This window comes from Pseudomonas sp. ACM7 (assembly GCF_004136015.1).
Lineage (GTDB): Bacteria > Pseudomonadota > Gammaproteobacteria > Pseudomonadales > Pseudomonadaceae > Aquipseudomonas > Aquipseudomonas frigoris.
This window is the reverse complement of sequence record NZ_CP024866.1, coordinates 1,845,473-1,870,868: the sequence shown is the minus strand read 5'-3', so window position 1 is coordinate 1,870,868 and position 25,396 is coordinate 1,845,473. Positions and strand designations below refer to the sequence as shown.

The 25,396-nt window shown below is 60.0% G+C and carries 24 protein-coding genes; 9 read left to right on the top strand and 15 right to left on the bottom strand.

What is annotated here, in order from left to right:
* Nucleotides 1-24: 24 nt before the first annotated feature.
* Complete coding sequence (locus CUN63_RS08900) at nucleotides 25-1,245, top strand: MFS transporter (protein ID WP_129438756.1); 1,221 nt, start codon at nucleotides 25-27, stop codon at nucleotides 1,243-1,245.
* On the opposite strand, the gene cueR is transcribed toward CUN63_RS08900, so the two are convergent.
* The 3 genes from cueR to CUN63_RS08885 all read right to left on the bottom strand — a co-directional run bounded on the left by cueR (nucleotide 1,199) and on the right by CUN63_RS08885 (nucleotide 4,574).
* Nucleotides 1,199-1,612, bottom strand: coding sequence for a Cu(I)-responsive transcriptional regulator (gene cueR / locus CUN63_RS08895; RefSeq protein WP_008156539.1), 414 nt, complete (start codon nucleotides 1,610-1,612; stop codon nucleotides 1,199-1,201). The genes CUN63_RS08900 and cueR overlap by 47 nt on opposite strands.
* Nucleotides 1,609-4,002, bottom strand: coding sequence for a heavy metal translocating P-type ATPase (locus CUN63_RS08890; protein ID WP_129438754.1), 2,394 nt, complete (start codon nucleotides 4,000-4,002; stop codon nucleotides 1,609-1,611). Before CUN63_RS08890 ends, cueR begins: the two co-directional genes overlap by 4 nt.
* A gap of 188 nt (nucleotides 4,003-4,190) precedes the next feature.
* Entirely contained in the window at nucleotides 4,191-4,574 is a 384-nt protein-coding gene (locus CUN63_RS08885) for a hypothetical protein (RefSeq protein ID WP_046044720.1), read from the bottom strand.
* A 147-nt stretch (nucleotides 4,575-4,721) separates the two neighbouring features.
* Here CUN63_RS08885 and CUN63_RS08880 point away from each other — a divergent pair, with 147 nt between their 5' ends.
* The gene (locus CUN63_RS08880) at nucleotides 4,722-4,919 is read left to right on the top strand and encodes a heavy-metal-associated domain-containing protein (RefSeq protein WP_129438752.1); all 198 of its coding nucleotides are present in this window, start codon (nucleotides 4,722-4,724) and stop codon (nucleotides 4,917-4,919) included.
* A gap of 233 nt (nucleotides 4,920-5,152) precedes the next feature.
* A complete protein-coding gene (locus tag CUN63_RS08870; protein ID WP_129438750.1) occupies nucleotides 5,153-6,349 on the top strand; it encodes a multidrug effflux MFS transporter in 1,197 nt (398 codons plus the stop codon).
* Between the two features lie 8 nt (nucleotides 6,350-6,357).
* On the opposite strand, the gene CUN63_RS31675 is transcribed toward CUN63_RS08870, so the two are convergent.
* The 3 genes from CUN63_RS31675 to CUN63_RS08860 all read right to left on the bottom strand — a co-directional run bounded on the left by CUN63_RS31675 (nucleotide 6,358) and on the right by CUN63_RS08860 (nucleotide 8,091).
* Entirely contained in the window at nucleotides 6,358-6,528 is a 171-nt protein-coding gene (locus CUN63_RS31675) for a hypothetical protein (RefSeq protein ID WP_165353242.1), read from the bottom strand.
* 223 nt (nucleotides 6,529-6,751) lie between these two features.
* Nucleotides 6,752-7,765: a zinc-binding alcohol dehydrogenase family protein gene (locus CUN63_RS08865; protein ID WP_129438748.1), complete on the bottom strand. Its 1,014-nt coding sequence runs from the start codon at nucleotides 7,763-7,765 to the stop codon at nucleotides 6,752-6,754.
* Between the two features lie 32 nt (nucleotides 7,766-7,797).
* The gene (locus tag CUN63_RS08860) at nucleotides 7,798-8,091 is read right to left on the bottom strand and encodes a putative quinol monooxygenase (RefSeq protein ID WP_129438746.1); all 294 of its coding nucleotides are present in this window, start codon (nucleotides 8,089-8,091) and stop codon (nucleotides 7,798-7,800) included.
* A 119-nt stretch (nucleotides 8,092-8,210) separates the two neighbouring features.
* Between CUN63_RS08860 and CUN63_RS08855 the strand changes: the two genes are divergently transcribed.
* The 3 genes from CUN63_RS08855 to CUN63_RS08845 all read left to right on the top strand — a co-directional run bounded on the left by CUN63_RS08855 (nucleotide 8,211) and on the right by CUN63_RS08845 (nucleotide 11,699).
* The gene (locus CUN63_RS08855) at nucleotides 8,211-9,140 is read left to right on the top strand and encodes a LysR family transcriptional regulator (protein WP_129438744.1); all 930 of its coding nucleotides are present in this window, start codon (nucleotides 8,211-8,213) and stop codon (nucleotides 9,138-9,140) included.
* Between the two features lie 317 nt (nucleotides 9,141-9,457).
* Nucleotides 9,458-10,192 (top strand): helix-turn-helix transcriptional regulator, encoded by a 735-nt coding sequence (locus CUN63_RS08850; RefSeq protein WP_129438742.1) that lies wholly within the window; start codon nucleotides 9,458-9,460, stop codon nucleotides 10,190-10,192.
* Between the two features lie 127 nt (nucleotides 10,193-10,319).
* On the top strand, nucleotides 10,320-11,699 hold the full coding sequence (locus CUN63_RS08845) for an MFS transporter (RefSeq protein WP_129438740.1): 1,380 nt from the start codon (nucleotides 10,320-10,322) through the stop codon (nucleotides 11,697-11,699).
* An 87-nt stretch (nucleotides 11,700-11,786) separates the two neighbouring features.
* On the opposite strand, the gene CUN63_RS08840 is transcribed toward CUN63_RS08845, so the two are convergent.
* The 3 genes from CUN63_RS08840 to CUN63_RS08830 form a co-directional block, all read right to left on the bottom strand.
* Nucleotides 11,787-12,740: an adenosine deaminase gene (locus CUN63_RS08840; protein WP_129438738.1), complete on the bottom strand. Its 954-nt coding sequence runs from the start codon at nucleotides 12,738-12,740 to the stop codon at nucleotides 11,787-11,789.
* Nucleotides 12,741-12,822: 82 nt separating this feature from the next.
* Nucleotides 12,823-13,788: a 2-oxoglutarate and iron-dependent oxygenase domain-containing protein gene (locus CUN63_RS08835; protein ID WP_129438737.1), complete on the bottom strand. Its 966-nt coding sequence runs from the start codon at nucleotides 13,786-13,788 to the stop codon at nucleotides 12,823-12,825.
* A gap of 144 nt (nucleotides 13,789-13,932) precedes the next feature.
* The gene (locus CUN63_RS08830; RefSeq protein ID WP_129438735.1) at nucleotides 13,933-15,015 is read right to left on the bottom strand and encodes a BMP family ABC transporter substrate-binding protein; all 1,083 of its coding nucleotides are present in this window, start codon (nucleotides 15,013-15,015) and stop codon (nucleotides 13,933-13,935) included.
* Nucleotides 15,016-15,313: 298 nt separating this feature from the next.
* Between CUN63_RS08830 and CUN63_RS08825 the strand changes: the two genes are divergently transcribed.
* The gene (locus CUN63_RS08825) at nucleotides 15,314-16,402 is read left to right on the top strand and encodes a calcium:proton antiporter (protein WP_129438732.1); all 1,089 of its coding nucleotides are present in this window, start codon (nucleotides 15,314-15,316) and stop codon (nucleotides 16,400-16,402) included.
* 136 nt (nucleotides 16,403-16,538) lie between these two features.
* Here the strand turns inward: CUN63_RS08825 and CUN63_RS08820 are convergent, their stop codons facing one another.
* The 6 genes from CUN63_RS08820 to CUN63_RS08790 form a co-directional block, all read right to left on the bottom strand.
* Nucleotides 16,539-17,897 carry an 8-oxoguanine deaminase gene (locus tag CUN63_RS08820; RefSeq protein WP_008156510.1) on the bottom strand — a complete coding sequence of 453 codons (1,359 nt, stop codon included), beginning with the start codon at nucleotides 17,895-17,897 and terminating at the stop codon, nucleotides 16,539-16,541.
* Between the two features lie 253 nt (nucleotides 17,898-18,150).
* On the bottom strand, nucleotides 18,151-18,837 hold the full coding sequence (locus CUN63_RS08810) for an SDR family oxidoreductase (RefSeq protein ID WP_129438730.1): 687 nt from the start codon (nucleotides 18,835-18,837) through the stop codon (nucleotides 18,151-18,153).
* 25 nt (nucleotides 18,838-18,862) lie between these two features.
* Complete coding sequence (locus CUN63_RS08805) at nucleotides 18,863-19,213, bottom strand: MerR family transcriptional regulator (protein ID WP_129445079.1); 351 nt, start codon at nucleotides 19,211-19,213, stop codon at nucleotides 18,863-18,865.
* Nucleotides 19,214-19,644: 431 nt separating this feature from the next.
* Nucleotides 19,645-20,226: a YigZ family protein gene (locus CUN63_RS08800; RefSeq protein WP_129438728.1), complete on the bottom strand. Its 582-nt coding sequence runs from the start codon at nucleotides 20,224-20,226 to the stop codon at nucleotides 19,645-19,647.
* A gap of 7 nt (nucleotides 20,227-20,233) precedes the next feature.
* Nucleotides 20,234-20,884: a TetR/AcrR family transcriptional regulator gene (locus tag CUN63_RS08795; RefSeq protein ID WP_056746120.1), complete on the bottom strand. Its 651-nt coding sequence runs from the start codon at nucleotides 20,882-20,884 to the stop codon at nucleotides 20,234-20,236.
* Between the two features lie 85 nt (nucleotides 20,885-20,969).
* Nucleotides 20,970-21,890, bottom strand: coding sequence for a LysR family transcriptional regulator (locus CUN63_RS08790; protein ID WP_046044702.1), 921 nt, complete (start codon nucleotides 21,888-21,890; stop codon nucleotides 20,970-20,972).
* 124 nt (nucleotides 21,891-22,014) lie between these two features.
* Between CUN63_RS08790 and CUN63_RS08785 the strand changes: the two genes are divergently transcribed.
* Both CUN63_RS08785 and CUN63_RS08780 read left to right on the top strand, forming a co-directional pair.
* On the top strand, nucleotides 22,015-23,364 hold the full coding sequence (locus CUN63_RS08785) for an aspartate aminotransferase family protein (protein ID WP_129438726.1): 1,350 nt from the start codon (nucleotides 22,015-22,017) through the stop codon (nucleotides 23,362-23,364).
* Between the two features lie 65 nt (nucleotides 23,365-23,429).
* Nucleotides 23,430-24,923 (top strand): CoA-acylating methylmalonate-semialdehyde dehydrogenase, encoded by a 1,494-nt coding sequence (locus CUN63_RS08780; RefSeq protein ID WP_129438724.1) that lies wholly within the window; start codon nucleotides 23,430-23,432, stop codon nucleotides 24,921-24,923.
* Nucleotides 24,924-25,396: the final 473 nt, after the last annotated feature.

The window sequence follows — 25,396 nt, the reverse complement described above, 5'->3', positions numbered from 1 at the left end:
GCTCCCCACACTCAAGGATTGAATGTGAACACCGCATCCCCTCGCAACGCCCAACTCATCATCACCGCCCGTCTGGTCTCGGACTTCGGTGCCTTCCTCAACATGGTCGCCCTGGCCACCTACGTCTACCTGCTCAGCAACAGCGCCATGAGCGTCGGCATCTTCCTCGCCAGCCGCGTGGCGGGTGGGATCTTCGCCAGTCTCATCGGCACGACGTTTTATCGCCGTTGGGCTGGGCGCCTGCCGCTGATTGCCTTCGACCTGTTGCGCGCCGGGCTGCTGGGCCTTCTGCTGGTGCTACCTGTCGCCCAGCAGATGCTGCTGTTACCGGTGATCGCTTTCGGTCTGGGATTCGGCAACTCGATGTTCGCCATCGGCCTCAACAGTCAGTTGCCGCACTTGATCGAAAGCGAATACCTGCTCAAGACCAACGCCTGGATTACCTCGGCGTCATCGGCAGCCATGGTCGGCGGAAGTCTGGTGTCTGGGCTTTTAGTGGCAGCATTCGGCTTTGAAACAGTGTTTGCATTGAACGTGGTCACTTATCTGCTGGCCGCGTTGTTCATCTTGCCGCTGCGCTTTTCACAACCTGCACCCAGTGATGAACCCACCCACGAACGTGGTGAATGGGCGGCCCTGCTCCAGGGCCTGCGCAGCACACCGGTGGTGGCGGCGATGCTCGCGGTGGCCATGGCTGACACCCTGGGCAGTGCCGCGCACAACGTGGGGTTTCCGATCATTTCCAGACTGCTGACGCCCGAGTCGGCCAGCACCACGCTGGGCCTGATGTTGGCGGTCTGGGCCAGCGGAAAACTCATCGGCGCGCGCATCGCCAGCCGACTGAAAGGCTCTGATAACGTGAACCTGGAGCGGCGATTTTTCTTTGGTGTGTTGCTGATGTCCTGCGGCTTCATCCTGATGTTTCAGCAACAGACCCTTTACGGGCTACTGCTGTTCGCGCTGCCGGCGGGTCTCGGCGACGGCTTCTCGGAAGTCGGCCTGATGTCACGCCTGCAGCGTGAACCGGACAGCCTGCGCCTGCCGATTTTCAGCTTCCTGACGCTGCTGCAAATGACCGGGTTCGGCATCGGCATGCTGATCGCCGCGCCGTTCTATTCGTGGTGGACGCCGGGTGCCGTGGTGCTGTTGTTCCACGGGATTCCGCTCACCACCTTGTTGGTGGTGAAGGGGCTGGCAATCAGGGGCGAGCGGGTTGTGCGCAACAGCCCGACTCCAGGTTCTTGAGGATCGGGCAGTCGGGACGGTGATCACCGTGGCAGTGTTCGACCAGGTCCTGCAGCGTGTCGCGCAACTGACCGAGTTCGCGGATTTTCTGGTTCAGTTCATCAATGTGCTGACGGGCCAGGGCCTTCACATCGGCGCTGGCTCTTTGGCGGTCCTGCCAGAGGGTCAGCAGTTTGCCGACTTCTTCCAGTGAGAACCCCAAGTCCCGGGAGCGTTTGATGAACGCCAGGGTGTGCAGGTCGTCGTCGCCGTAAACCCGATAGCCGCTGTCAGTACGATGGGCGGCCTTGAGCAAGCCGATGGATTCGTAATAACGGATCATCTTCGCGCTCAGGCCGCTTTGGCGGGCCGCTTGGCCGATGTTCATCGGTTGTCCTCCAGATCCTTGGGTTTCCAGGTTTTCAACAGTAGCGCATTGCTCACCACGCTGACGCTCGACAACGCCATGGCCGCACCGGCCAGCACCGGGTTGAGGAAACCGAACGCTGCCAGCGGAATGCCGATCAGGTTGTAGACGAAGGCCCAGAACAGGTTCTGACGAATCTTCGCGTAGGTCTTGCGGCTGATCTCCAGCGCCGCTGGCACCAGCCGTGGGTCGCCGCGCATCAGGGTGATTCCGGCCGCGTGCATCGCCACGTCGGTGCCACCGCCCATGGCGATACCGATGTCGGCGGCGGCCAAGGCGGGTGCGTCATTGATGCCGTCACCGACCATCGCTACCACGCCGGTTTTTTTCAGTTCCGCGACGGTGGCGGCTTTGTCCGCCGGCAGTACTTCGGCGTGGACATCCTTGATGCCCAGCGCCTCGGCAACCACTTTAGCACTGCCGCGATTATCGCCGGTCAGCAGGTGGCTGCTGATGTTGCGTGCGTTGAGTTGTTGCACGGCTTGCAGCGCGCCGGGTTTGAGGGTGTCACCGAAAGCGAACAGGCCCAGCACCCGAAGTTCGGGACTTTGCTCGATCAGCCAGGACAGGGTCCGGCCTTCGGTTTCCCACGCGGTGGCGGAGTCCGCCCATTCACCAGCGCTCAAGCGGCTCTCTTCCAACAGACGACGATTGCCCAGCGCCAATCGACGACCGTCGAGAGTGCCCGCGATGCCACGGCCGGTCAGGGACTGGCTGTCGGTAACATCGGCCACCGTCAAACCGCGCTCGGCGCAAGCGTCCAGCACCGCCTTGGCCAGCGGATGCTCGCTGCCGCGTTGCAGGGCGCCGGCCATTTGCAGCAGCGCAGCTTCGTCATGGTTGATTGCGCTCAAATGAGCGATGCGCGGAGTACCCGAAGTCAGCGTGCCGGTCTTATCGAATACCACAGCACTGACTTCATGGGCACGCTCCAGCGCTTCGGCGTCCTTGATCAGAATCCCGTGGCGCGCCGCCACGCCGGTGCCGGCCATGATCGCTGTCGGCGTGGCCAACCCCAAGGCGCACGGGCAAGCGATCACCAATACCGCCACAGCATTGATCAGCGCCGTTTCCATCGGCGCGCCGTACAACCACCAACCGATCAAGGTTGCCAACGCGATCAACAGGACCGTGGGCACGAACACCTGGCTGACTTTATCCACCAGTTTCTGGATCGGCGCCTTTGCAGCTTGAGCGTCTTCGACGAGGCGGATGATGCGGGCGAGCACGGTTTCTGCGCCCAAGGCCAGGGTGCGAACGAGCAACCGGCCTTCGCCATTGATCGCGCCGCCGGTGACTTTGTCGCCGGGTTGTTTGGGCACCGGCAGGCTTTCGCCGCTGATCAGTGCTTCGTCGGCGTGGCTCTGGCCTTCGACCACTTCACCGTCCACCGGGAAGCGTTCGCCGGGCTTGACCATGACCAAATCATTCAGACGCAAGGCGCTGATGGCGACATCTTGCTCGCGGCCGTCGATCACCTGAATCGCCCGCTCGGGTCGCAAGGCTTCGAGGGCGCGAATGGCGCTGGCGGTCTGGCGCTTGGCGCGGCTTTCCAGGTATTTGCCCAGCAGCACCAGGGCGATCACCACCGCTGAGGCTTCGAAATACAGGTGCGGCATGCGCCCGGCGGCGGTGGCCCATTCATAGAGACTCAAGCCATAACCGGCGCTGGTGCCCAACGCAACCAGCAAATCCATGTTGCCCGCACCGGCGCGCACGGCTTTCCAGGCGGCCACATAAAACCGCGCACCGAAGATGAATTGCACCGGCGTGGCCAGCGCGAATTGCACCCAGGCCGGGAGCATCCAGTGCACGCCGAACGGTTGCAGCAGCATTGGCAGCACCAGCGGCGAGGCGAGGACGATCGCCATGATCAAGGCCCAACGCTCACGGTGCAGGCGTTGTTGTTGATTATCGGTTTGCGGGTGTTCGACTTCCCAGACACTGGCGTTATAGCCTGCCTTGGTCACTGCGCCGATCAGGGTTTGTGGATCGATCTGGCCGAGCAACTCAAGATGGGCGCGTTCGTTGGCCAGGTTGACGCTGACACTTTTGACTCCCGGCACCTTGGCCAGCGCTCGCTCGACCCGGCCGACGCAGGAGGCGCAGGTCATGCCGTCGATGCTCAATTCCAGACTCTGCTGCGGCACGCTGTAACCCGCCTGCTGCACCGCATCCATCAAGGCCGGCAGGCTGTCGCTGGGTGCTTGAACCCGGGCCTGTTCGGTGGCCAGGTTGACGCTGACGGCAGAGGCGCCGATGACTTTGCTCAAGGCGCGCTCGACACGCCCGGCGCAACTGGCGCAGGTCATGCCGGCAATCGGCAGATCGAAAGTGGTGGATTCGGACATCGGTCACGCTCCCTGTAGAAGATGACTACAGGATCAACCTTGCCATGCTGGCAAGGTCAAGCGCCATGTCTCAGATCAAAAGATCGCAGCCTCGTTGCACTCGACAGCTCCTACAGGGGATACGAAACCTTGTAGGAGCTGTCGAGTGCAACGAGGCTGCGATCTTTTGATCTTTTTTTACCGGCGACTCAATATTCGAGAGCCGCAGGCTTGAGGTACATCCCTTCCTGCGTCATCGCAATCCGGAACTTCAACACGTCACCGGCCTTGAGCGTGATGTTCTGTGAACCCGGTGCGAGCATGCCCGGGTTGCAGCCCGGCGCCTGGCCCGGCAGCAACTTAAGGCGCAAGGACACATTGCCCGGCGGCAGGTTGAACGAGGTGCTTTGTTCCTGGAATAACCGCGCCGACAGCTGATCGTGAATGTACACGCCGATCTCGCAGGAGGTCGCGACTTCCAGGCGCTCGCGGGAAATGATCAGTACGCCATAGTCCTCCCCGGCGGCTTGAACTGAAGGTGTCGCGGCAAATAGGCTGAGAAAGCCAAACAGGCTGAGAGCTGACCAGCGCATGGCTGAATCTCCTGATGTCGAGTCATTGATGGACGCAGCTTGGCCGAGCACGACGCCGATTGCCAGCCCGGCAGCTCACTTCAGAACTTGACCTTGCCATGATGGCAAGCTCGAGACTGCACACAACTTCACGAAAGGAGTCATCCCATGCAAGTGTTCAACGTTCAAGGCATGTCCTGTGGTCACTGCGTCAAAGCCATCACCCAGGCGCTGCAAGCCAAGGATCCGGCGGCCAGCGTGCGTATCGATCTGGCCGCGAAAGAAGTCGGCGTCGACAGTGCGTTGACAGCGGATCAAGTGATCGCGGTGATCACCGAAGAAGGCTACGAGGCGAAAGTCGCCTGAGTCCAAACACAATTCCATGTGGGAGCGGGCTTGCTCGCGAAGACGGTGTGTCAGTCGCCATCAACGTTGTCTGACACACCGTCTTCGCGAGCAAGTCGAATCGTCGCACCGCCGCTCCCACAGGTTTTGCATTCATTCAGTGGTTTTTAATAGTTAGCGACCTAACGGAATGTTCAAGGCGTCCATGCGCGGCTAGACTGTGGGGCTGCCGACCCTGTCCAACTGGATGCCTGATGAATTTCCGTTCCATTTTGATTCTTGGCGCCTTGAGCGCCTTCGGTCCGCTGGCGATCGATTTCTATCTGCCGGCCTTCCCGGCGATGGCGCTCGCCTTCGGCACCGATGAAAAACACGTTCAGCTGACCCTGGCGGCGTATTTCCTTGGCTTGTCCATCGGTCAACTGGCTTACGGCCCGGTGGCAGATCGTTTTGGGCGCCGCATTCCCTTGCTGACCGGTGTCGGGCTGTTCACTGCGGCCTCTCTGGCCTGTGCCTATGCGCCGAACCTCGAGTGGCTGATCGGCGCACGTTTCGTTCAGGCGTTGGGCGGGTGCGCGGGGATGGTGATCGCGCGGGCGATTGTCAGCGATAAATGCGATGCGGTGGGTTCGGCGAAGGTCTTTTCGCAGCTGATGCTGGTGATGGGCCTGGCGCCGATTCTTGCGCCCATGCTGGGTGGGCTGTTGGTCAACACCACGGGCTGGCAGTCGATCTTTCTCGTATTGACCGGTTTCAGTGCGCTGGCAGGGTTGGCCGTGGCGCTCGGGCTGCCGGAAAGTCTGCCGGCCCATGTGCCGCGTCAACCGTTGTCGGGGGCGTTACGTCAGTACGGTCGACTGTTGTCGGACCCGGTCTACCTCGGCCACGCCCTGACCGGTGGCATCGCCATCGCCGGGATGTTTGCCTACATCGCCGGTTCACCGTTCGTTTTCATCAAGCTGTATGGCGTGCCGCCCGAGCATTTCGGCTGGCTGTTCGGTACCAACGCGGCGGGTTTCATTCTGGTGGCGCAGCTCAACGCGCGATTGCTGGCCAAGCGTGGTCCGGCTTTTCTGCTGGTGCGCACCGTGTGGATCTACGTCGGCGCCGGTCTGGCGCTGCTGGCCGTCAGTTCGTTGCACACCGCGCAGCTATGGCCGTTGCTGATTCCGCTGTTTGTCTGTATCGCCAGCCTCGGTTGCATCCTGCCTAACGCCTCGGCCTGCGCCATGAACGGGCAGGGCGCGCGGGCCGGCAGTGCATCGGCGATGCTCGGTTGCCTGCAATTCAGCGTCGCCGCCGGGGCAGCAGCATTGGTGGGTGTTTTGCACGATGGCAGCGCCATGCCGATGGCCATGGTCATCAGCCTGTGCGGAGTTCTGGTGGTGAGCGTGGCGATGCTCACCCGGCGCTTGCAAAATGCCCGGGCGCTGGCGCAAGCCCAGGTCTGAGGGCGGACTCAGCCAGCGGCACGCTGCTGGCGGTCAATAATTTGATGAGGTGCTTGTAGTCGCGCTTCGAGGGTGCGGGTGAAGGCGCGGGCCTCGGCTTCGCTGCGGAACGTCACGGCGTGTTGGTCCAGACGGACTTGCCACTGGGATTTTGCCAATTCTTTTATCAGGATCTTCATTGCTGATCTCTCCTCTCGTAAAAGATGTCACGTAAACGATTGTGCCGCAGAGCCTCGATTGTAGACCCGAATACGATCGCAATTGTGACAAGGGTCAACTCTCGGACTGACGGCAAAAGATCGCAGGCTGCGCCAGCTCCTACAGGGATCTGCGTACAGTCCGCAGGTTTAGGTCGTACTCAAATCCCTGTAGGAGCTGGCGCAGCCTGCGATCTTTTGATCTTTAGAACCCTTCAAGCACAATCTTGCCCTTGGACTTACCACTTTCGAGCAGCTCATGGGCACGGCGCAGGTTCGCCGCGTTGATGGTCCCGAAGTGCTCGCCGACCGTGGTCTTCAGCGTCCCGGCGTCGATCAGCTCAGCCACGCGGTTGAGCAATGTGTGCTGCTCGATCATGTCCGCGGTTTCGAACAGCGAGCGGGTGTACATGAACTCCCAGTGCAGCGACAGGCTCTTGCGCTTGAGCTTGGTCACGTCCAGCGCCTTCGGATCATCGATCAGGGCCAGTTTGCCTTGCGGCGCCAGTGCCTCGACCAATTGATCCAGGTGGTGATCGGTTTGGGTCAGGCTGGCGACGTGGGTCACCTGATCGACACCCGCGCGTTTGAGCTCTTCGCTCAACGGTTGGCTGTGATCGATCACCAGGTCGGCACCCAGCTCACGAACCCAGCTCTGGGTTTGCGGGCGGGAAGCCGTGCCGATGACTTTCAGTCCAGTGAGCTGGCTGGCCAATTGCGTGAGGATCGACCCCACACCGCCAGCGGCACCGACGATCAAAAGGCTCTGGCCCTCATCGGTCTTGCCTTCACGCACTTGCAGACGTTCGAAGAGCAATTCCCAGGCGGTGATAGCGGTCAGCGGCAGCGCGGCGGCTTCGGCGAAGCCGAGGGTTTTCGGCATATGGCCGACGATCCGCTCGTCTACCACGTGCCGCTCGCTGTTGCCGCCCGCGCGGGCGATGGAGCCGGCGTAGAACACTTTGTCGCCGGCCTTGAACAGCGTGACTTCACTGCCAACGGCCTTGACCACACCGGCCACGTCCCAGCCCAGCACTTTCGGCGCGCCCGCTTCAGGCTGGACGTTTTGGCGGACCTTGGTGTCCACCGGGTTGACCGAGATGGCTTTGACTTCCACCAACAGGTCGCGCGGGCCGGCAACCGGTTCTGGCAGTTCGATGTCTTGCAGAGATTTTTCGTCGCTGATTGGCAACGAGGCGTAGTAAGCAATGGCTTTCATACGGGCTCCTGAGAAGTAATAAAGAAGGCAGATCAGACGATGGAGCGCAGGCGCTTGAGGTCGAAGTGTTCGAGAAAGTCGCCAGCCTTGGCGCGGAAGTTCTGGATATGCGCGCTGGCGTCATGGGCCTGCAGGGCTTCGTCACTGCTCCATTTTTCGATCATGTAGAAGGCATGAGGATTGGCGAGGTCCAGGTGCAAGTCGTATTGACCGCAACCGGCCTCGGCGCGGGTCGGTTCCAGCAGCGCACGCAGGTGCTGTTCGAGGGCGTCCTGTTGGCCGGCTTTGGCGATGAGGGTGGCGATAGCGGTGAAAGGCTGGGACATGTTCGGCTCCGGGAACGGGATGAATTCGATGGGACGGATGATTGGCTATTTCTCTGCAAGATAAAACCCGCTAAAAGAGCAGTCTCTTTCAATATTTTTTTGATAATCGAGGCTGAACAATGCTGCGTTTCGATGACTTGCAGTTGTTTGTCCGGGCGGCGGACCTGGGCAGTCTGTCAGCGGCGGCACGCGGGATGGACATGTCGGCCGCGGTGGCCAGTGCAGCGTTGAAGCGCATCGAACAGCAGCTCGGCGCCCGGTTGCTCGCCCGTTCTACCCGTAGCCTGCGGCTGACCGCTGAAGGCGAGGGATTTCTCGAATACGCTCGGGCCGCCTTGAGCAATCTCGATGAAGGCCGTCGTTTATTGGCCAGCGGTCAGGACCAGGTCAGCGGGATTTTGCAGCTCTCGGCGCCTTCGGACTTTGGCCGCAATCTGCTGCTGCCCTGGCTGGACGAGTTTCAGCGTGAGCATCCGAAACTCACGGTGCGTTTGCTGCTGGGCGACCGCATCGCCGACCTGTTCCGCCAACCGGTGGACATCGCCCTGCGTTACGGCGAGCCGGAAGACTCAAGCCTGGTGGCGCTGCCCATCGCCCCGCAGAACCGCCGCGTCCTCTGTGCCGCCCCGAGTTACCTGGCCCGGCATGGCGAGCCACGGCAACTGGAGCAACTGGCTCAGCACAACTGCCTGCTGTTCATGCTCGGCAGCCGGGTCCACGATCATTGGAGTTTCCACGATGGCAAACGCGAGGTCAGCCTGACCGTCAGCGGTGATCGTTTCAGCGATGATGCCGATGTCGTCCGTCTGTGGGCCGTGGCAGGTGCCGGGATCGCCTACAAGTCCTGGCTCGATGTCGCGGCCGATGTGCTGGCCGGTCGATTGAAAGTGCTCATGCCGGAACTGCTCTGTGAGCGCGCACCGCTGAATTTGCTGTGCGCCCATCGCGCACAATTGAGTAAGCCGGTGAACCTTTTGCGGGAAATGCTCGCCAGCCGTTGCGCCCGTTTGAGTAGCCAATTTCCGACGTTATCGGGCCCCGATCATTAGTCGCAGGCAAATAGCGAAATTTCACTCAGGAACTATCACCACCAATGGTTTCCCAAGGGCAGGAACCGGCGGTTAACCCGCCTATACTAGCGCTCGCCTCATGTACGCACCGTCGATCTCGCCATGGCGAGTCCACGTCCGAGTCAGCCAGGCCCCATGGTCAATCGCCGCGGCTTTGCGAAACCTGCGAAGCAATGGCCTGTGCGATTGGCTGGCTTTGCCCGGTTTATGGCGGTTTCCACGCCTTGGCCGACGACACATTACTGGTCAAGATGTCTCTGAGCAGTAGACGAAACGATTCAACAGGGAGTGAATACATGGAACATGCACCTTGCATCAGCCAGATCGCCACGTTGCTGGCTGACCCAAAGCGCAGCGCAATGATGTGGGCCTTGATGGACGGCTCGGCACGGCAAACCGAAGAGCTGGCCTTGTTGGCCGGCCTGTCACCGTCTTCGGCCAGTGCGCATCTGGGGCGTTTGTCCGCCGGAGGTCTGTTGAAAGTCGAATTTCGCGGCCGCAAGCGGTTCTTCCGTCTTGCCGCGCCTGAAGTGGGTGCCGCGATAGAGGCACTGGCCAGCGCCACCCTGGCCAGCACGCCTCGGGAAATCCCGGACGTTTTCAAGCGCACGCCCCCCCTCGCCAAACCTCAGGCGGCGCCTTCGTCACTCTTGCGCGCCAGGCTTTGCGACGACCATTTGGGCGGCACCCTTGCCGCCGATCTTTACCAGCGTCTGCTGGATGCAGGCTGGATCGAACAGTTCGATCAGCGGGTCATGATCACCCACAAGGGCGCCACGCAATTGGCGACACGGGGTGTGTTCATCCAGGCGCTGGCTCATCGCAACAGCCGAGTCGCCTGCGCTTGTCCGGACTGGAGCGAAAGACGCCCGCACATGGGCGGATCGCTGGGTGCGGCGTTGCTGCAATTGTTCATGCAGTCAGGTTGGTTGAGCTTGCCCAACGATTCGCGAGCCTTGCAGATCACCGCCGCGGGGCAGCGTGAAATCCATCGATTCGCCAAAGAAACCGAGCTGGAAATGGCGTTGTAGACGCATCGAGATCGACGTCCGAAGCTTCGGGCGTCGCTCAGAGCTGCGAACAGGTCGCATCCAGCAGTAACCCCCAGCAGCTATCGCGCACACTCGTCCGGGGACTTTCGGATTGGGGGGATGTGGCATGGAAACACGAGGCTTCAGCGCGGCAGAACGACTGGAACGGTTGCCCATCAGTGGTTATCACCGGATCATTTTCATCATCATTGCCTTGGCGTTTTTCTTCGACTCCATGGACCTGGCGATGATGACCTTCCTGCTCGGCTCGATCAAAACCGAGTTCGGCCTGAGCACGGCACAGGCCGGGTTGCTGGCCAGTTCGAGCTTTTTCGGCATGGTTGTGGGGGCGTCACTGTCCGGCATGCTGGCCGACCGTTTCGGCCGCAAACCGGTGTTCCAGTGGAGCATCGTGTTGTGGGGGATCGCCAGCTACCTGTGCTCCACGGCGCAGAACGTCGAAACGCTGACGTTGTTTCGAATCCTGTTGGGGATCGGCATGGGCATGGAGTTTCCCATCGCTCAGTCGATGCTCTCGGAGCTGATTCCAGCAAAAGGTCGCGGGCGTTACATTGCGCTGATGGATGGTTTCTGGCCGCTGGGTTTCGTCGCCGCCGGCGTACTGTCGTACTTCCTGCTGCCGGTGATTGGCTGGCGAGACATTTTCCTGGTGTTGGCGGTGCCGGCGGTGTTTGTCCTGGCGATTCGCTTTTTCATTCCCGAATCACCGCGTTGGCTGGAACAGGCCGGGCACCATGACGTGGCAGACAAGGTCTTGCTGCGCATCGAAGATCGAGTCCGGGCATCTCTGGGGCGTTCGGAGTTGCCCGCGCCGATTCGCTTGCCGCGAGTGGCGAGTACGCCGGGCCATTTCTTTTCCGCGTTGCGGCAGATCTGGTCGCCGCTGTATCGCCAGCGCACGATGATGATCTGGAGTGTCTGGTTCTTCGCCTTGCTGGGTTTCTATGGCCTGACGTCCTGGCTCAGCGCCTTGCTGCAGCAGTCGGGTTTTGCCGTGACCCAGTCGGTGTATTACACGGTGCTGATCTCCCTCGGCGGGATTCCCGGTTTCCTGATGGCCGCCTGGCTGGTGGAGCGTTGGGGGCGTAAACCGGTGTGCGTGGTGACGTTGCTTGGCGGTGGGGTGATGGCGTTTCTCTATGGTCAGAGCGCGGTGTTTGGCGGCAACGTCAGCCTGTTGATTGCATCGGGGCTGCTGATGCAGTTTTTCCTGTTCGGCATGTGGGCGGTGCTTTACACCTACACACCGGAGTTGTACCCGACATCGGCGCGGGCCACGGGTTCGGGTTTCGCTTCGGCGATTGGCCGCGTGGGTTCGTTGCTCGGGCCATTGGTGACCGGGCTGGTGTTCCCGATGACCGGGCAGGGCGGGGTGTTTGCGCTGGGGGCGATGTGTTTTGCAATTGCGGCGGGGGTGGTGTGGGTGTTCGGGATGGAGACCCGGGGCAAGACATTGGAAGAATTAAGCGAAGCCACCGCGGGGTAGATGCAAAAAAGATCGCAGCCTTCGGCAGCTCCTACAAGGTTATGTGTACACCCTGTAGGAGCTGCCGAAGGCTGCGATCTTTTGACTTTAAGGTTTGACCAATCTGGCATCCAGGCTGTTCTGCGCCAAACGCTTGGCCTGATCCTGAGTCATACCCAAATGGGTGTACAGCGCGTCGAAGTTCTCGGTGACATAACCGCCGAAGTACGCCGGGTCATCCGAGTTCACGGTCACTTTCACGCCACGCTCGAGCATGTCGAGAATGTTGTGCTGAGACATGTGATCGAACACGCAGAGTTTGGTGTTCGACAACGGGCACACGGTCAGCGGGATTTGCTCGTTGATAATCCGCTGCATCAAACGCTCGTCTTCGATGGCGCGCACGCCATGGTCGATGCGCTGGACTTTTAGCAAGTCGAGGGCTTCCCAGATGTACTCGGGCGGGCCTTCTTCACCGGCGTGGGCGACGGTCAGGAAGCCTTCGTGACGGGCACGATCAAACACGCGCTGGAACTTGCTCGGCGGATGACCCATTTCCGAACTGTCCAGACCGACGGCGACAAACGCATCACGGAACGGCAGCGCCTGGGTAAGGGTTTTCTCAGCTTCTTCTTCGCTCAAGTGGCGCAGGAAGCTCAGGATCAAACCGCTGGTGATGCCCAGTTGCTGCTCGCCATCCTTCAACGCGGCGGCGATGCCGTTGAGCACCACTTCGAACGGCACGCCACGGTCGGTGTGGGTCTGCGGGTCGAAGAACGGTTCGGTGTGAATCACGTTCTGCGCCTTGCAGCGCAACAGGTAGGCCCAGGTCAGGTCGTAGAAATCCTGAGAGGTGCGCAACACGTCGGCGCCCTGGTAATACAGGTCGAGAAATTCTTGCAGGTTGTTGAAGGCGTAGGCCTTGCGCAGGGTCTCGACGTCGCTCCACGGCAGGGCGATCTTGTTGCGTTCGGCCAGGGCGAACAGCAGCTCAGGCTCCAGCGAACCCTCAAGGTGCAGGTGCAGTTCTGCCTTGGGCAGGGCGTTCAGCCAGTCGTACATAGTCTTTTCTCATCAGGTGCAGATGGCGAGCATTCTACAGATGCCCGTAGAAACAATTAGCAAAACCTGACCAGCCGGTTCATCAGACCGCTTCCTGTTCTCGTCGATAGGCGTAGGTCTCGGCGAAGCGCGAGAGCAGGAATTCGGCGCAGGTGGTGGCCGGATACTTTGCCAGGTGCCGCTCATCCTGACAGCCGGGCAGGCATTCGATGGCCGTGTCGGGGTGCGGCTCGGCGAAGAATGGCATCGAGTAACGGTCCACGCCCAGCGGGCTGATCACCCGGTGAGGCGTCGACAGGTAACGGTCGTTGCTCCAGCGCGCCATCATGTCGCCAAGGTTGACCACGAACGTGCCGTCGATCGGCGGTGCATCGATCCACTCGCCTTTAACGTTTCGCACTTGCAGGCCGCCGGCGGCATCTTGATACAGCAGGGTGATGCAACCGTAATCGGTGTGGGCGCCGGCGCCTTGCTGCTCTTCGGAACTGGCGGTGTGGCGCGGTGGGTAATGAATCATCCGCAGCACGCTGACCGGCTCAACGAAGCGGGTGTCGAAAAAGTCGCGCTCGATGCCCAGCGCCACGGTTATGGCCCGTAACAGGGTTAAGGCCAAGGCCTGCATGTCGACGTAGTGCTGCTCCATCAGCGACTCCCAGCCGGGCATCGACGGATGACGGTTGGGGCCGCGCAGCGGTTTTTCCGTCAGCACCTCAGGGTGATCGGCCGGCAGGTGCAGGCCCATGTCGAAGGTTTCTTTCAGGTCGCTGGGTTTGCTCGGGTCGAGTTGTTCGGTGGCGATTGCGCCGTACCCGCGGTGGTGGCGGGTTTGAGTGATGTCGATCTTGAGTTTTTCGGCGGCGGGCAGGGCGAAGAAGCGTTGGGCGCTGTCGAACACGGCGTTAATGCGCGCGGCGCTGATCGGGTGCCCCTTGATGTAGAAAAAGCCCCATTTGCGGCAGGCGTGGTCGATTTGCGTGGCGATTGATTGCCAGGCGGATGGGTCATCGCTGTAGAGCAGGGCGATATCGATGATCGGGAGCTGGTTCATGCGCAGTCCTTGAGAACGCTGACAGTCCCTTGTGGGAGCGAGCTTGCTCGCGATAACGGCTTCACATTCAACATTGATGTTGCCTGCTCTACAGCTATCGCGAGCAAGCTCGCTCCCACAGGGGGGTTGTGTTTGGTTTGGGAGCTACTTCGGAATGTCGGCCTTCATGCCTTCAACGTAGTAGTTCATCGATGCCAGTTCCGCATTGCTGGCCGTCGCACCCGCCGCGACTTTCTCAACGCCTGCCTGATCCTTGATCGGTCCGGTGAACGGGTGGAAAGCACCGCTCTTGATGTCGGCAATGATCTGCTCTGCCTCGGCTTTCACCGGCGCTGGCACCAGATCGCTGATCGGCAACTCAACCGTACCTTCCTTCAAACCACCCCAGTAATCCTGCGACTTCCACGTGTGGTCGAGCACGCTTTGGGTCGCCTGAATGTAGTGCGGGCCCCAGTCGTTGACGATGGACGTCAGCACCGCTTTCGGCCCGAAGTGCGCCATGTCCGAAGCGTAGCCCACGGCATACACACCACGGCGTTCAGCCGCCTGGATCGGCGCCGGGCTGTCGGTGTGCTGGAACACCACGTCCACACCCTGATCGATCAACGCATTGGCGGCATCGGCCTCTTTGCCCGGATCGAACCAGGAGTTGACCCACACCACCTTGATCTCGGTGCCGGGGTTGTATTTGTTCAGGGCCAGTTGAATGGCGTTGATGTCGCGGATCACTTCCGGGATCGGGAAGGACGCGACGTAACCGATCTTCTTGGTCTTGGTCATCTTCGCCGCGAGGAAACCGCCGACGTAGCGACCTTCATACGTGCGGGCCAGGTAGGTGCCGAGGTTCTTGTCCTGCTTGTAGCCGGTGGCGTGTTCGAAGGTCACCTTGGGAAATTGTTTGGCGACTTTCAGCGTCGGGTTCATGTAGCCGAAGGACGTGGTGAAGATCAGGTCGTACTTGTCCTTGGCCATGTTGCGAATCACCCGCTCCGCGTCGGCGCCTTCAGCGACGTTTTCCACATAGTTGGTGGTGATCTGGTTGCCGAATTTTTCGGCCAGCGCCTTGCGCCCTTGTTCATGCTGATACGTCCAGCCGTGGTCGCCAATTGGACCGATGTAGACGAAGCCGACTTTCAGCGGGTCGACGGCACTGGCGGTCAGGGTGGTGCTCAGACCGATGGCTGCGGCGACGGCGCAAAGCAGCTTCTTCAACGGACGTTTGTGCATGAATTCGAACTCCATGGTGTTGTGAGGTTGGCAAGGCCAATGCAAATTACTGACCAACAAGACAACAAATGGCTCGAGATCGCGTAACGGCCATCGCGAGCAAGCTCGCTCCCACAGGATTTGTGCAGGTCATGTGGGAGCGAGCTTGCTCGCGATGAGGCCCTTGAGGCCGATAAAAGTGCATGGCCTGACACGGCTGCCATCCACTGGTGCGCTAAGGTGTAACGAAACGTTAGCGCCGCCCCGCAGTCATTAGCTCATCACCCTGGTTTCGCTTCACACGGCAAAAAGGCCCGCAATGCTCACACTCCTCAAGCAAGAAAAGTTTCTGCTGCTGGCCGTGATCGCCGCCGTCGTCGCCTATCCACTGGAACACTGGATGCTGCACAGCGGCCAACCCATTGCGCTGACCGCCGGCCTCGTACTGATCGCCTTCATCGTCGCCGCCTCCATGCGCGTCGCCCATCACGCCGAGTTGCTCGCGGAAAAAGTCGGTGACCCCTACGGCACGATGATCCTGACCCTGGCCGCCGTGCTGGTGGAAGTGGTGATCCTGGCGATCATGATGAGCAACGAAGCCTCGCCGACCCTGGTGCGCGACACGATTTATTCGGCGGTGATGCTCGACATCAACGGCATCCTCGGCCTGGCCGCGTTGATGGGCGGGCTCAAGCATGGCGAACAGTCCTACAACGATGACTCGGCGCGCAGTTACAGCGCGATGATCCTCACCGCCATGGGCGTTTCCATGGTGGTGCCGGAGTTCATTCCCGAGGCCAGCTGGAAACTCTATTCGGCGTTCACCATTGGTGCGATGGTCGTGCTCTACACCCTGTTCCTGCGCATGCAGGTCGGGCCGCACAGTTATTTCTTCAGCTACAGCTACCCGGAAAAACGCCGCAAGAAAGTCCCGGAGGAAGAACCTGAACCCATCAATCTGGGGTTGAGTATTGGGACATTGGTGTTCGGCGTGGTGGTGATCGGCGCATTGGCCGAAGTGATGTCCAAAACCCTCGACCTGGGCCTGGAAGGGACGGGCGCACCGCCGGTGATCACTGCGATCCTGGTGGCGGCGATCTCGGCGGCCCCGGAGATTCTGACGGCGTTGCGGGCGGCACTGGCCAACCGTATGCAGTCGGTGGTCAACATCGCCATGGGCGCGTCGTTGTCGACGGTGATTCTGACGGTGCCGGTGATGGAAGCAATGGCGCTCTACACCGGCCAGCCGTTCCAGATGGCGATGACCCCGGTGCAGACCGTGATGGTCTTCCTCACCCTGATCGTCAGCGCGATCAACCTCAACGATGGCGAAACCAATGCCATCGAAGGTATGACCCACTTTGTGCTGTTTGCGACATTTATCATGTTGTCGCTGCTCGGTCTCTAGGACAACGACAACCCCCTGTGGGAGCGAGCTTGCTCGCGATAGCGGTGTGTCAGGCACCATTAATGCCAACTGACAATCCGCCATCGTCGGAACGCCGCCCTGACCAAGCCCGCTCCCAGTTTTGATTTGTGTTGTGTCAGGTACCGGCGATTAGCTGCCGAGCCGCCTGGCTGTGATCGGCAATCAACCCCTTCAAATCCAGCCCTTCAACCTGCCCATCGATCACTCGCCACTTGCCCCCGACCATCACCCGATCCGCCCGATCAGCGCCGCACAGCAGCAACGCCGACACCGGATCATGACTGCCGGAGAACCGCAGCTCATCGAGCTTGAACAGGGCCAGATCCGCCTGCTTGCCCACCGCCAGTTCGCCGATATCGGTACGGCCCAGCAACTGCGCCGAACCCTTGGTCGCCCACCCCAGCACCAACTCCGGCGTGATCTTCTCGGCGCCATAACGCAGCCGTTGAATGTACAGCGCCTGACGGGTTTCCAGCATCATGTTCGACGCATCGTTGGACGCCGAACCGTCCACGCCCAAGCCCAGTAATGCACCCGCAGCCGTCAGGTCCAGCGTCGGGCAGATGCCGGAAGCCAGGCGCATGTTCGAACTCGGGCAATGGCAAATACCGGTGCCGGCGGCACCGAGGCGAGCGATTTCATCCGGGTTGAAGTGAATGCCGTGAGCGAGCCAGGTGCGCGGGCCGAGCCAACCGACGCTGTCGAGGTAATCCACAGTGCGCAACCCGAAGCGTTGCAGGCAGAAGTCTTCTTCGTCGAGGGTTTCGGCCAGATGGGTGTGCAGGCGCACGTCGAGTTTGTTGGCCAGTTCGGCGCTGGCCGACATGATTTCCGGGGTCACCGAGAACGGCGAGCACGGCGCGAGGGCGATCTGGATTTGCGCGCCGTCGCCACGCTCATGGTACTCGGCGATCAAGCGTTGGCTGTCGGCGAGAATCACTTCGCCTTCCTGCACGGTCTGCTGCGGCGGCAGGCCGCCGTCCTTTTCGCCGAGGCTCATGGATCCGCGCGTCAGCATGGCGCGCATACCCAGTTCGCGAACGCTTTCGACTTGTACGTCGATCGCATTTTCCAGGCCTTGCGGAAACAGGTAGTGGTGATCGGCCGCGGTGGTGCAGCCAGACAGCAGCAATTCGGCCAACGCGACTTTGCTGGCGAGGGCGAGCTTTTCAGGGGTGAGGCGGGCCCAGACCGGGTAGAGGGTTTTCAGCCACGGGAACAACGGCTGATTGACCACCGGCGCCCAGGCGCGGGTCAGGGTTTGATAGAAGTGGTGATGGGTGTTGATCAGTCCCGGCAGGATCACATGCTCGCGGGCATCGAACACTTGTCCACAGGGCGCAGACGGTTGCTGGCCAGCGGCGAGCACTTCGACGATCAAACCGTCTTGCAGCACCAGGCCGCCACGGGCATCGAGGCCATTGGCAGTGAAGATTGCGAGGGGATTTTTTAACCAGGTACGGGTCGCAGGCATGTTGGCCGGCTCCTCTGAAAGTTGGGTTCAGGTTAGCCAGCTCAGTGATTACCCTGTCTGCTGATCCAGGGTCGTCGCGGGGACGAGGTGCGGAGTTTCAAACAAAAGTAAGCTGGGAGCAAGCCCGGCCCGACAGAACAACTCAAATCCCTGTGGGAGCGAGCTTGCTCGCGATAGCGGTGTGTCAGGCACCACTAATGCCAACTGACAGTCCGCCATCGCGAGCAAGCTCGCTCCCACAGGGACGGTGGTGTTACCAGGGAATGGTTTCACCCCTGTAATTCACAAAATGATGCCCGCCCTTGCCGGTATACGCATTCACCTGATCGACCAAGCCGCGCGTACTGGTGCCCACATCGATGTCAGCGCCTTCACCGCCCATGTCGGTTTTCACCCAACCCGGATGCAGCGACAGTACGGTGAGCTTCTGCTCGCCCAACTGAGTGACGAAGCTGTTGGTCATCGAGTTCAGCGCTGCTTTGCTGGCCTTGTACAACGCCAGTTCCGGCGCATCCGGCATGGTCACGCTACCGAGCACCGAACTCATGAACGCCAGCACGCCGGTATCCGGACGAATCTGCCCGACAAAACGCTGGGCCAGATTGATCGGCGCCACGGCGTTGGTGAAGAACAATTGACCGACCTCGGCCAACGTCGCGCCGCCCGGTGTCTGAACCTCCGGCCCCTTGACCCCGGCATTCACGAACAATAGGTCGAACACTTCGCCCTTGAGTTGTTGGCTCAGGGCGATGACCGCCTGCTGGTCGTCCATGTCGAGTTTTTCGATCCGCACCGTGCCCAAGGCCTGCAAGGCTTCGGCGTTCTGCGGGTTGCGCACGGTGGCGGTGACCTGCCAGCCGTCGGCCAGCAGGGTTTTCACCAGACCGAGGCCCAGGCCCCGGGAGGCGCCGATGATGAGTGCGGTTTTTGCCGTAGACATGAGTGGCTTCCTTGATAAATGAGGATCACGGATTCAATGGACAACGTTGACCGAGCCGTTGCTGCAACTCCTGACGCAGCGCGCCGAGTTCGTCCATTCGGGTTTCGATCAGTTTGAGTTTGTCTTGCAGCAATTGCGTGACGGCGCTGTCCGGATCGGGCGACTGCCATAACGCGGCGACGCTGTTGCCGATCTCGCCGAGGGTAAAGCCCAGCCGCTGAGCGGTCTTGATGTACAGCACCAGTTGCACCATGTCCGCCGGATAGTCGCGATAACCGTTGGCGCTGCGTTGCGCCGCAATCAACCCGCGCTGCTCGTAGAAGCGCAGCGTGTCGCGGCTGACGGCGCTGGCCTGGGCTAATTCACCGATGCGCATCATGACGTCTCGAGAGGGCTTGACCGACCCCGGCACCACTTGAGGGCAAAGCCGTTGATCAGGCTCCGGTTTTGCTCGGGGTGTTTGGTCAAAAAACGAGCAACTGACGGCAAGCCATACCGGACAGGGGGCGGCGACAGCCATGAACGGGTTATCCACAGATTGCTCCACAGTATTTGTGCGCAAGCCCGAAGCTCGGGCATAAGCACTGCGTAGCTTTCTTCTAAAGGTGATAAACCGCTCTAACTGATTGTTTTTACGTGGATTTAGCTTTTTTGATGGCGGATTGGACGAAAAGTGAGCAAAGACCGCAAAGCCGCATGACAGAAGGGTTGCAGCCGGGTGTGCTCAGGTTATCCACAGCCGGGTGCACAGTAGATGTGGGCAAATGCACTGGTTCGACGAAAGGGCTGTGAACGTTGTTGGTGCGATTAGTGCTGCAACAAAATGCGCCCGCGGCTCAAATCCGCCAGCTGCGTTTGCAAGGTATCGATCTGGCCTTCGCCGATCGCCAATTGCAGCTCTACGCCATTGGCGGTGAACGTTTCTTCCACAACCAATCCACCCAGTTCCGCCACCCGAAGCTTCACCAGCGGCAACTCACCAAAAGCACAGGCACAACTCACTGGCATCCGACTGATCAACTCAACCTTCGCCGCTGCTTGCAGGCACTTGTTGGCGCCGCCGCCATACGCCCGGGCGAGGCCGCCGGTGCCGAGTTGAATGCCGCCATACCAACGAATCACCAGCACGGCGACCTGATCGCAATCCTGCGCGTCGATTGCCGCCAGAATCGGTCGGCCAGCGGTGCCACCAGGCTCGCCATCGTCAGTGCTGCGGTATTGGTCGCCAAGTTTCCAGGCCCAGCAATTGTGCGAGGCATTCAAATCGCTGTGCTGTTCGATGAACGCCTGGGCTTCAGCAGGGCTACTGATCGGCGCGGCGAAGGTGATGAAGCGGCTTTTGCGAATCTCTTCGCAGTACTCGCAAAAACCGCTGAGGGTAAAAGGCATAAGAGTCTTAGATTGTTGGCGTCAGGCCGCAGCCCTTGAGAATGATGCGGATCAGGTTGTTGCCGGCGTCTTCCATGTCCTGCTTGGTCAACTTGGTGCGACCGCTGACACGGCAGATCTGCGTGGCGAAATCGGCGTAATGCTGGGTACTGCCCCACAACAGGAAGATCAGGTTTACCGGGTCTACCGGGTCCATTTTTCCGGCGTCGATCCACGCTTGGAACACGCCCGCCCGACCCTGGAACCAGGCGCGATAGTCCTGGTTGAAATACTCGGTCAGGCATTCGCCGCCGCTGATGACTTCCATTGCGAAGATCCGCGAGGCTTGCGGCTGACGACGGGAGAATTCCATCTTGGCGCGGATGTAACGCGTCAGCGCTTCGGCCGGATCATCATCAAAGGTCAGGGTGTTGAAGGTGCTGTCCCATAATTGGAGGATGTTGCTCAACACCGCCACGTACAAACCGAGCTTGTTGGTGAAGTAGTAATGCAGATTCGCCTTGGGCAATCCGGCATTCAGGGCAATGGTGTTCATGCTGGTGCCTTTGAACCCGTGACGGGCGAACTCGTCTTCGGCGGCTTTGATGATGGTCTCTTCGTTCTTCTGACGAATGCGGCTGGCAGGTTTGCCGCCGTGAGCGGGGACTTCAAAGGTCATAGGCACTTCCGGACAAGTGGGTGGGTGCAACCAGTGCGTTGATAGCGCACCCACAGGCATCAGACAAGTCCTGACGCGATAAAACCTAGCGTGTCGCAGCCAGACTCTCCAGGAAACTTTCCAGCACCAAATGCGGGCGACGGCCCTTGCGGGTGACTGATGCGAGGCTCAGGTCATAAAAACGCACCTTTGGTTTCAGCGCACGCAATCGGCCTTGCTGCACCCAGAGGCTGGCGTAGTGGTCCGGCAGGTAGCCGATGTACCGTCCGGTGAGGATCAGGAACGCCATGCCTTCCCGGTCCGAGGCACTGGCGGTGCAATTGAGCGCCTGGTAATGGGCCTGGATTTCCGCGGGCAAACGGAAGGTCGGCGCGATCGCGTCCTGGCTATTGAGGCGCTCGTCATCCAGTTGTTTATCGTCGACATAAAACAACGGATGACCGACCGCGCAATACAGCAGCGAGCGTTCGCTATAGAGCGGCTGATATTCCAGCCCCGACAGCGCGCTGGCTTGCGGCACCACTCCGACATGCAATCGACCGTCGAGCACGCCTTGTTCGACTTCATTGGGCGCGATCATGCGGATCTGAATCTGCACGTCCGGCCCGCGTTCCTTCAATTGCGCCAAGGCGTGGGTGATGCGCATGTGGGGCAGGGTGACCAGATTGTCGGTCAGGCCGATGGTCAATTCGCCGCGCAAGTGTTGGTGCAGGCCATTGACCTCGGTGCGAAAACTTTCCAGCGCACTTAATAGCTGCAACGCAGATTGATAGACCTCGCGGCCTTCTTCTGTCAGGGAAAACCCGGCGCGACCCCGTTGGCATAAACGCAGACCGAGGCGCTGTTCCAGATCGCTCATTTGCTGGCTGATGGCCGAGCGCCCGATCCCCAGCACCGATTCCGCTGCCGAGAAGCCGCCGCACTCCACCACACTGCGAAAAATCCGAAGCAGGCGGATATCAAAGTCACTGACTTGCGCCAGTGGATCGGGGCGACGGCTGCTCATAGTTTAGTGGTGACCTGACTGAACGTTAGAAGAGTTGGATTTCACCGACTTTATCCCCATGGCAATTTAGCTGCAAGAACGCTTTTGATCTCTATGCCGCTTATTGCCCTGCGAGGTTTTGCCCATGAACTTGCCTGAAAACAACCCGACTTCCCTGGCCAGCCAGCTCAAGCTCGATGCTCACTGGATGCCCTACACTGCCAACCGTAATTTCCAGCGCGATCCGCGACTGATCGTGGCGGCTGAAGGCAGTTGGCTGATTGATGACAAGGGGCGCAAGGTTTACGACTCGCTCTCTGGTTTGTGGACCTGCGGCGCTGGGCATACCCGCAAGGAAATTCAGGAAGCGGTCGCCAAGCAATTGGGTACCCTCGATTACTCGCCAGGTTTCCAGTATGGCCATCCGCTGTCGTTCCAGCTGGCTGAGAAAATCACCGACCTGACCCCGGGCAATCTCAATCACGTGTTTTTCACTGACTCGGGCTCCGAGTGCGCTGACACGGCGGTGAAGATGGTTCGTGCTTACTGGCGTCTGAAAGGCCAGGCCACCAAGACCAAGATGATCGGCCGTGCCCGTGGTTATCACGGCGTGAACATCGCCGGCACCAGCCTCGGTGGCGTGAACGGCAACCGCAAAATGTTCGGCCAGGCGATGATGGACGTCGATCACCTGCCGCACACCTTGCTGGCGAGCAATGCTTATTCCCGTGGCATGCCGACAGAGGGCGGCATTGCCCTGGCGGATGAACTGCTCAAGCTGATCGAGTTGCATGATGCTTCGAACATCGCGGCGGTATTCGTCGAGCCAATGGCCGGTTCCGCTGGCGTGCTGGTTCCGCCACAGGGTTACCTGAAGCGTCTGCGCGAGATCTGCGATCAGCACAATATCTTGCTGGTGTTCGACGAAGTGATCACCGGTTTCGGCCGTACCGGCTCGATGTTCGGCGCCGACAGCTTCGGCGTGACCCCGGACCTGATGTGCATCGCCAAGCAAGTCACTAACGGCGCGATTCCGATGGGCGCGGTGATTGCCAGCTCCGAGATCTACCAGACCTTCATGAACCAGGCGACGCCTGAGTACGCGGTGGAATTCCCGCACGGCTACACCTATTCCGCGCACCCGGTGGCTTGCGCCGCTGGCCTGGCAGCACTCGACCTGCTGCAAAAGGAAAACCTGGTGCAGAGCGTGGCCGAAGTCGCACCGCATTTCGAAAATGCGCTGCACGGTTTGAAGGGTTCGAAAAACATTATCGACATTCGTAACTACGGCCTGGCCGGTGCGATCCAGATTGCACCGCGTGACGGCGATGCCATCGTGCGTCCGTTCGAAGCGGGCATGGCGCTGTGGAAAGCCGGGTTCTACGTGCGCTTCGGCGGCGACACCCTGCAGTTCGGCCCAACCTTCAACAGCAAGCCGCAAGACCTTGATCGTCTGTTCGACGCGGTCGGCGAAGTGCTGAACAAGATCGACTGATTTTTCCCTTCTATATAGAGGCGCCCTTTGACGGGCGCCTGTGGACAACTTTTCAGGAGCCCCGCATGAGCCTTATCCCGCATTTGATCAATGGTGAGTTGGTGACCGAAGACGGTCGCACCGCTGACGTGTTCAACCCGTCTACCGGCCAGGCGATCCACAAGCTGCCATTGGCCAGCCGCGAAACCATTCAAAAAGCCATCGACTCGGCCAAGGCTGCGTTCCCGGCCTGGCGTAACACTCCGCCGGCCAAGCGTGCGCAGGTGATGTTCCGCTTCAAGCAATTGCTGGAGCAGAACGAAGCACGTATCGCTCAACTGATCAGCGAAGAACACGGCAAGACGCTGGAAGATGCTGCTGGTGAACTGAAGCGCGGAATCGAGAACGTCGAGTTCGCTTGCGCCGCACCGGAAATCCTCAAGGGCGAATACAGCCGTAACGTTGGCCCGAACATTGATGCATGGTCGGACTTCCAGCCGTTGGGCGTGGTGGCCGGTATTACGCCGTTCAACTTCCCGGCCATGGTGCCGCTGTGGATGTATCCACTGGCAATCGTCTGCGGCAACTGCTTCATCCTCAAGCCCTCCGAGCGTGATCCAAGCTCAACGCTGTTGATCGCTCAATTGTTGCTGGAAGCCGGCCTCCCTAAAGGTGTGCTGAGTGTGGTGCACGGCGACAAGGCTGCGGTGGATGCGCTGATCGAAGCGCCGGAAGTCAAAGCGTTGAGCTTCGTTGGTTCGACGCCGATTGCCGAATACATCTACGCCGAAGGCACCAAGCGCGGCAAACGCGTTCAGGCACTGGGTGGCGCGAAGAACCATGCGGTGCTGATGCCGGATGCGGATCTGGATAACGCGGTCAGCGCACTGATGGGGGCGGCTTATGGTTCCTGCGGTGAGCGTTGCATGGCGATCTCGGTGGCTGTGTGCGTCGGTGACCAGGTGGCGGATGCGCTGGTGGCCAAACTCGTACCGCAGATCAAGGCGCTGAAAATCGGTGCCGGGACTTCATGCGGTCTGGACATGGGGCCGCTGGTTTCCGGTCAGGCTCGCGACAAAGTCAGTGGCTATATAGAAGACGGTGTTTCGGCGGGTGCTTCTTTGGTGGTCGATGGTCGTGGTCTGAGCGTGGCGGGTCATGAGGAAGGTTTCTTCCTGGGTGGCTGCCTGTTTGATAACGTCACGCCAGAAATGCGCATCTATAAAGAAGAGATCTTCGGGCCGGTGCTGTGTGTTGTCCGGGTTAACAGCCTGGAAGAGGCGATGCAGCTGATCAACGATCACGAGTATGGCAACGGCACCTGCATCTTTACCCGTGATGGGGAAGCGGCACGGTTGTTCTGCGACGAAATCGAAGTCGGTATGGTCGGCGTCAACGTACCGCTGCCGGTACCGGTGGCTTATCACAGCTTTGGCGGCTGGAAGCGCTCGCTGTTCGGCGACTTGCATGCGTATGGTCCGGATGGCGTGCGTTTCTACACCCGTCGCAAGGCCATTACCCAGCGTTGGCCACAACGGGCGAGCCATGAAGCTTCGCAGTTCGCATTCCCTAGCTTGTAAGTAGAAGGGAAGAAGGCCGGCCCCTTGGGGCCGGCCTTTGTGTTTCAGGGGCTTTTTTACCTATATGACAGAATTGTGAAAATAGGTGTTGACGGCAGATTCTGGAAGTCTATAATTCGCCCCACTTCCGGCGCAGTCGAAACGGAAAACTCCTTGTTAAACAATGAGTTACGCAGTTTTCGACAGTGAGTTGCTTCAGATCATCGAAGCCCAGAAGGAGTTGAAAGAGCAGGGTGGTTTGGCTCTTTTAACGGTTCGATCTTCTCGGTCGACAGCGGTGTAAAAGAGGTGTTGACAGCAGCGAGTAACGCTGTAGAATTCGCCTCCCGCTAACGAGAGATCGCAAGCGCAAGTGGTTGAAGTTGCAAAGGAAACTTTGAAAACTTCGAAAAATAACCGCTTGACAGCAACAGAGGCTGCTGTAGAATGCGCGCCTCGGTTGAGACGAAAGATCTTAACCAACCGCTCTTTAA

Bases quoted from the DNA above. Each gene is read 5' to 3' on its own strand.
- cueR (WP_008156539.1), bottom strand. From the start codon at position 1,612: ATGAACATCGGCCAAGCGGCCCGCCAAAGCGGCCTGAGCGCGAAGATG.
- CUN63_RS08890 (WP_129438754.1), bottom strand. From the start codon at position 4,002: ATGTCCGAATCCACCACTTTCGATCTGCCGATTGCCGGCATGACCTGC.
- CUN63_RS08885 (WP_046044720.1), bottom strand. From the start codon at position 4,574: ATGCGCTGGTCAGCTCTCAGCCTGTTTGGCTTTCTCAGCCTATTTGCC.
- CUN63_RS08880 (WP_129438752.1), top strand. From the start codon at position 4,722: ATGCAAGTGTTCAACGTTCAAGGCATGTCCTGTGGTCACTGCGTCAAA.
- CUN63_RS08870 (WP_129438750.1), top strand. From the start codon at position 5,153: ATGAATTTCCGTTCCATTTTGATTCTTGGCGCCTTGAGCGCCTTCGGT.
- CUN63_RS31675 (WP_165353242.1), bottom strand. From the start codon at position 6,528: ATGAAGATCCTGATAAAAGAATTGGCAAAATCCCAGTGGCAAGTCCGT.
- CUN63_RS08865 (WP_129438748.1), bottom strand. From the start codon at position 7,765: ATGAAAGCCATTGCTTACTACGCCTCGTTGCCAATCAGCGACGAAAAA.
- CUN63_RS08860 (WP_129438746.1), bottom strand. From the start codon at position 8,091: ATGTCCCAGCCTTTCACCGCTATCGCCACCCTCATCGCCAAAGCCGGC.
- CUN63_RS08855 (WP_129438744.1), top strand. From the start codon at position 8,211: ATGCTGCGTTTCGATGACTTGCAGTTGTTTGTCCGGGCGGCGGACCTG.
- CUN63_RS08850 (WP_129438742.1), top strand. From the start codon at position 9,458: ATGGAACATGCACCTTGCATCAGCCAGATCGCCACGTTGCTGGCTGAC.
- CUN63_RS08845 (WP_129438740.1), top strand. From the start codon at position 10,320: ATGGAAACACGAGGCTTCAGCGCGGCAGAACGACTGGAACGGTTGCCC.
- CUN63_RS08840 (WP_129438738.1), bottom strand. From the start codon at position 12,740: ATGTACGACTGGCTGAACGCCCTGCCCAAGGCAGAACTGCACCTGCAC.
- CUN63_RS08835 (WP_129438737.1), bottom strand. From the start codon at position 13,788: ATGAACCAGCTCCCGATCATCGATATCGCCCTGCTCTACAGCGATGAC.
- CUN63_RS08830 (WP_129438735.1), bottom strand. From the start codon at position 15,015: ATGCACAAACGTCCGTTGAAGAAGCTGCTTTGCGCCGTCGCCGCAGCC.
- CUN63_RS08825 (WP_129438732.1), top strand. From the start codon at position 15,314: ATGCTCACACTCCTCAAGCAAGAAAAGTTTCTGCTGCTGGCCGTGATC.
- CUN63_RS08820 (WP_008156510.1), bottom strand. From the start codon at position 17,897: ATGCCTGCGACCCGTACCTGGTTAAAAAATCCCCTCGCAATCTTCACT.
- CUN63_RS08810 (WP_129438730.1), bottom strand. From the start codon at position 18,837: ATGTCTACGGCAAAAACCGCACTCATCATCGGCGCCTCCCGGGGCCTG.
- CUN63_RS08805 (WP_129445079.1), bottom strand. From the start codon at position 19,213: ATGCGCATCGGTGAATTAGCCCAGGCCAGCGCCGTCAGCCGCGACACG.
- CUN63_RS08800 (WP_129438728.1), bottom strand. From the start codon at position 20,226: ATGCCTTTTACCCTCAGCGGTTTTTGCGAGTACTGCGAAGAGATTCGC.
- CUN63_RS08795 (WP_056746120.1), bottom strand. From the start codon at position 20,884: ATGACCTTTGAAGTCCCCGCTCACGGCGGCAAACCTGCCAGCCGCATT.
- CUN63_RS08790 (WP_046044702.1), bottom strand. From the start codon at position 21,890: ATGAGCAGCCGTCGCCCCGATCCACTGGCGCAAGTCAGTGACTTTGAT.
- CUN63_RS08785 (WP_129438726.1), top strand. From the start codon at position 22,015: ATGAACTTGCCTGAAAACAACCCGACTTCCCTGGCCAGCCAGCTCAAG.
- CUN63_RS08780 (WP_129438724.1), top strand. From the start codon at position 23,430: ATGAGCCTTATCCCGCATTTGATCAATGGTGAGTTGGTGACCGAAGAC.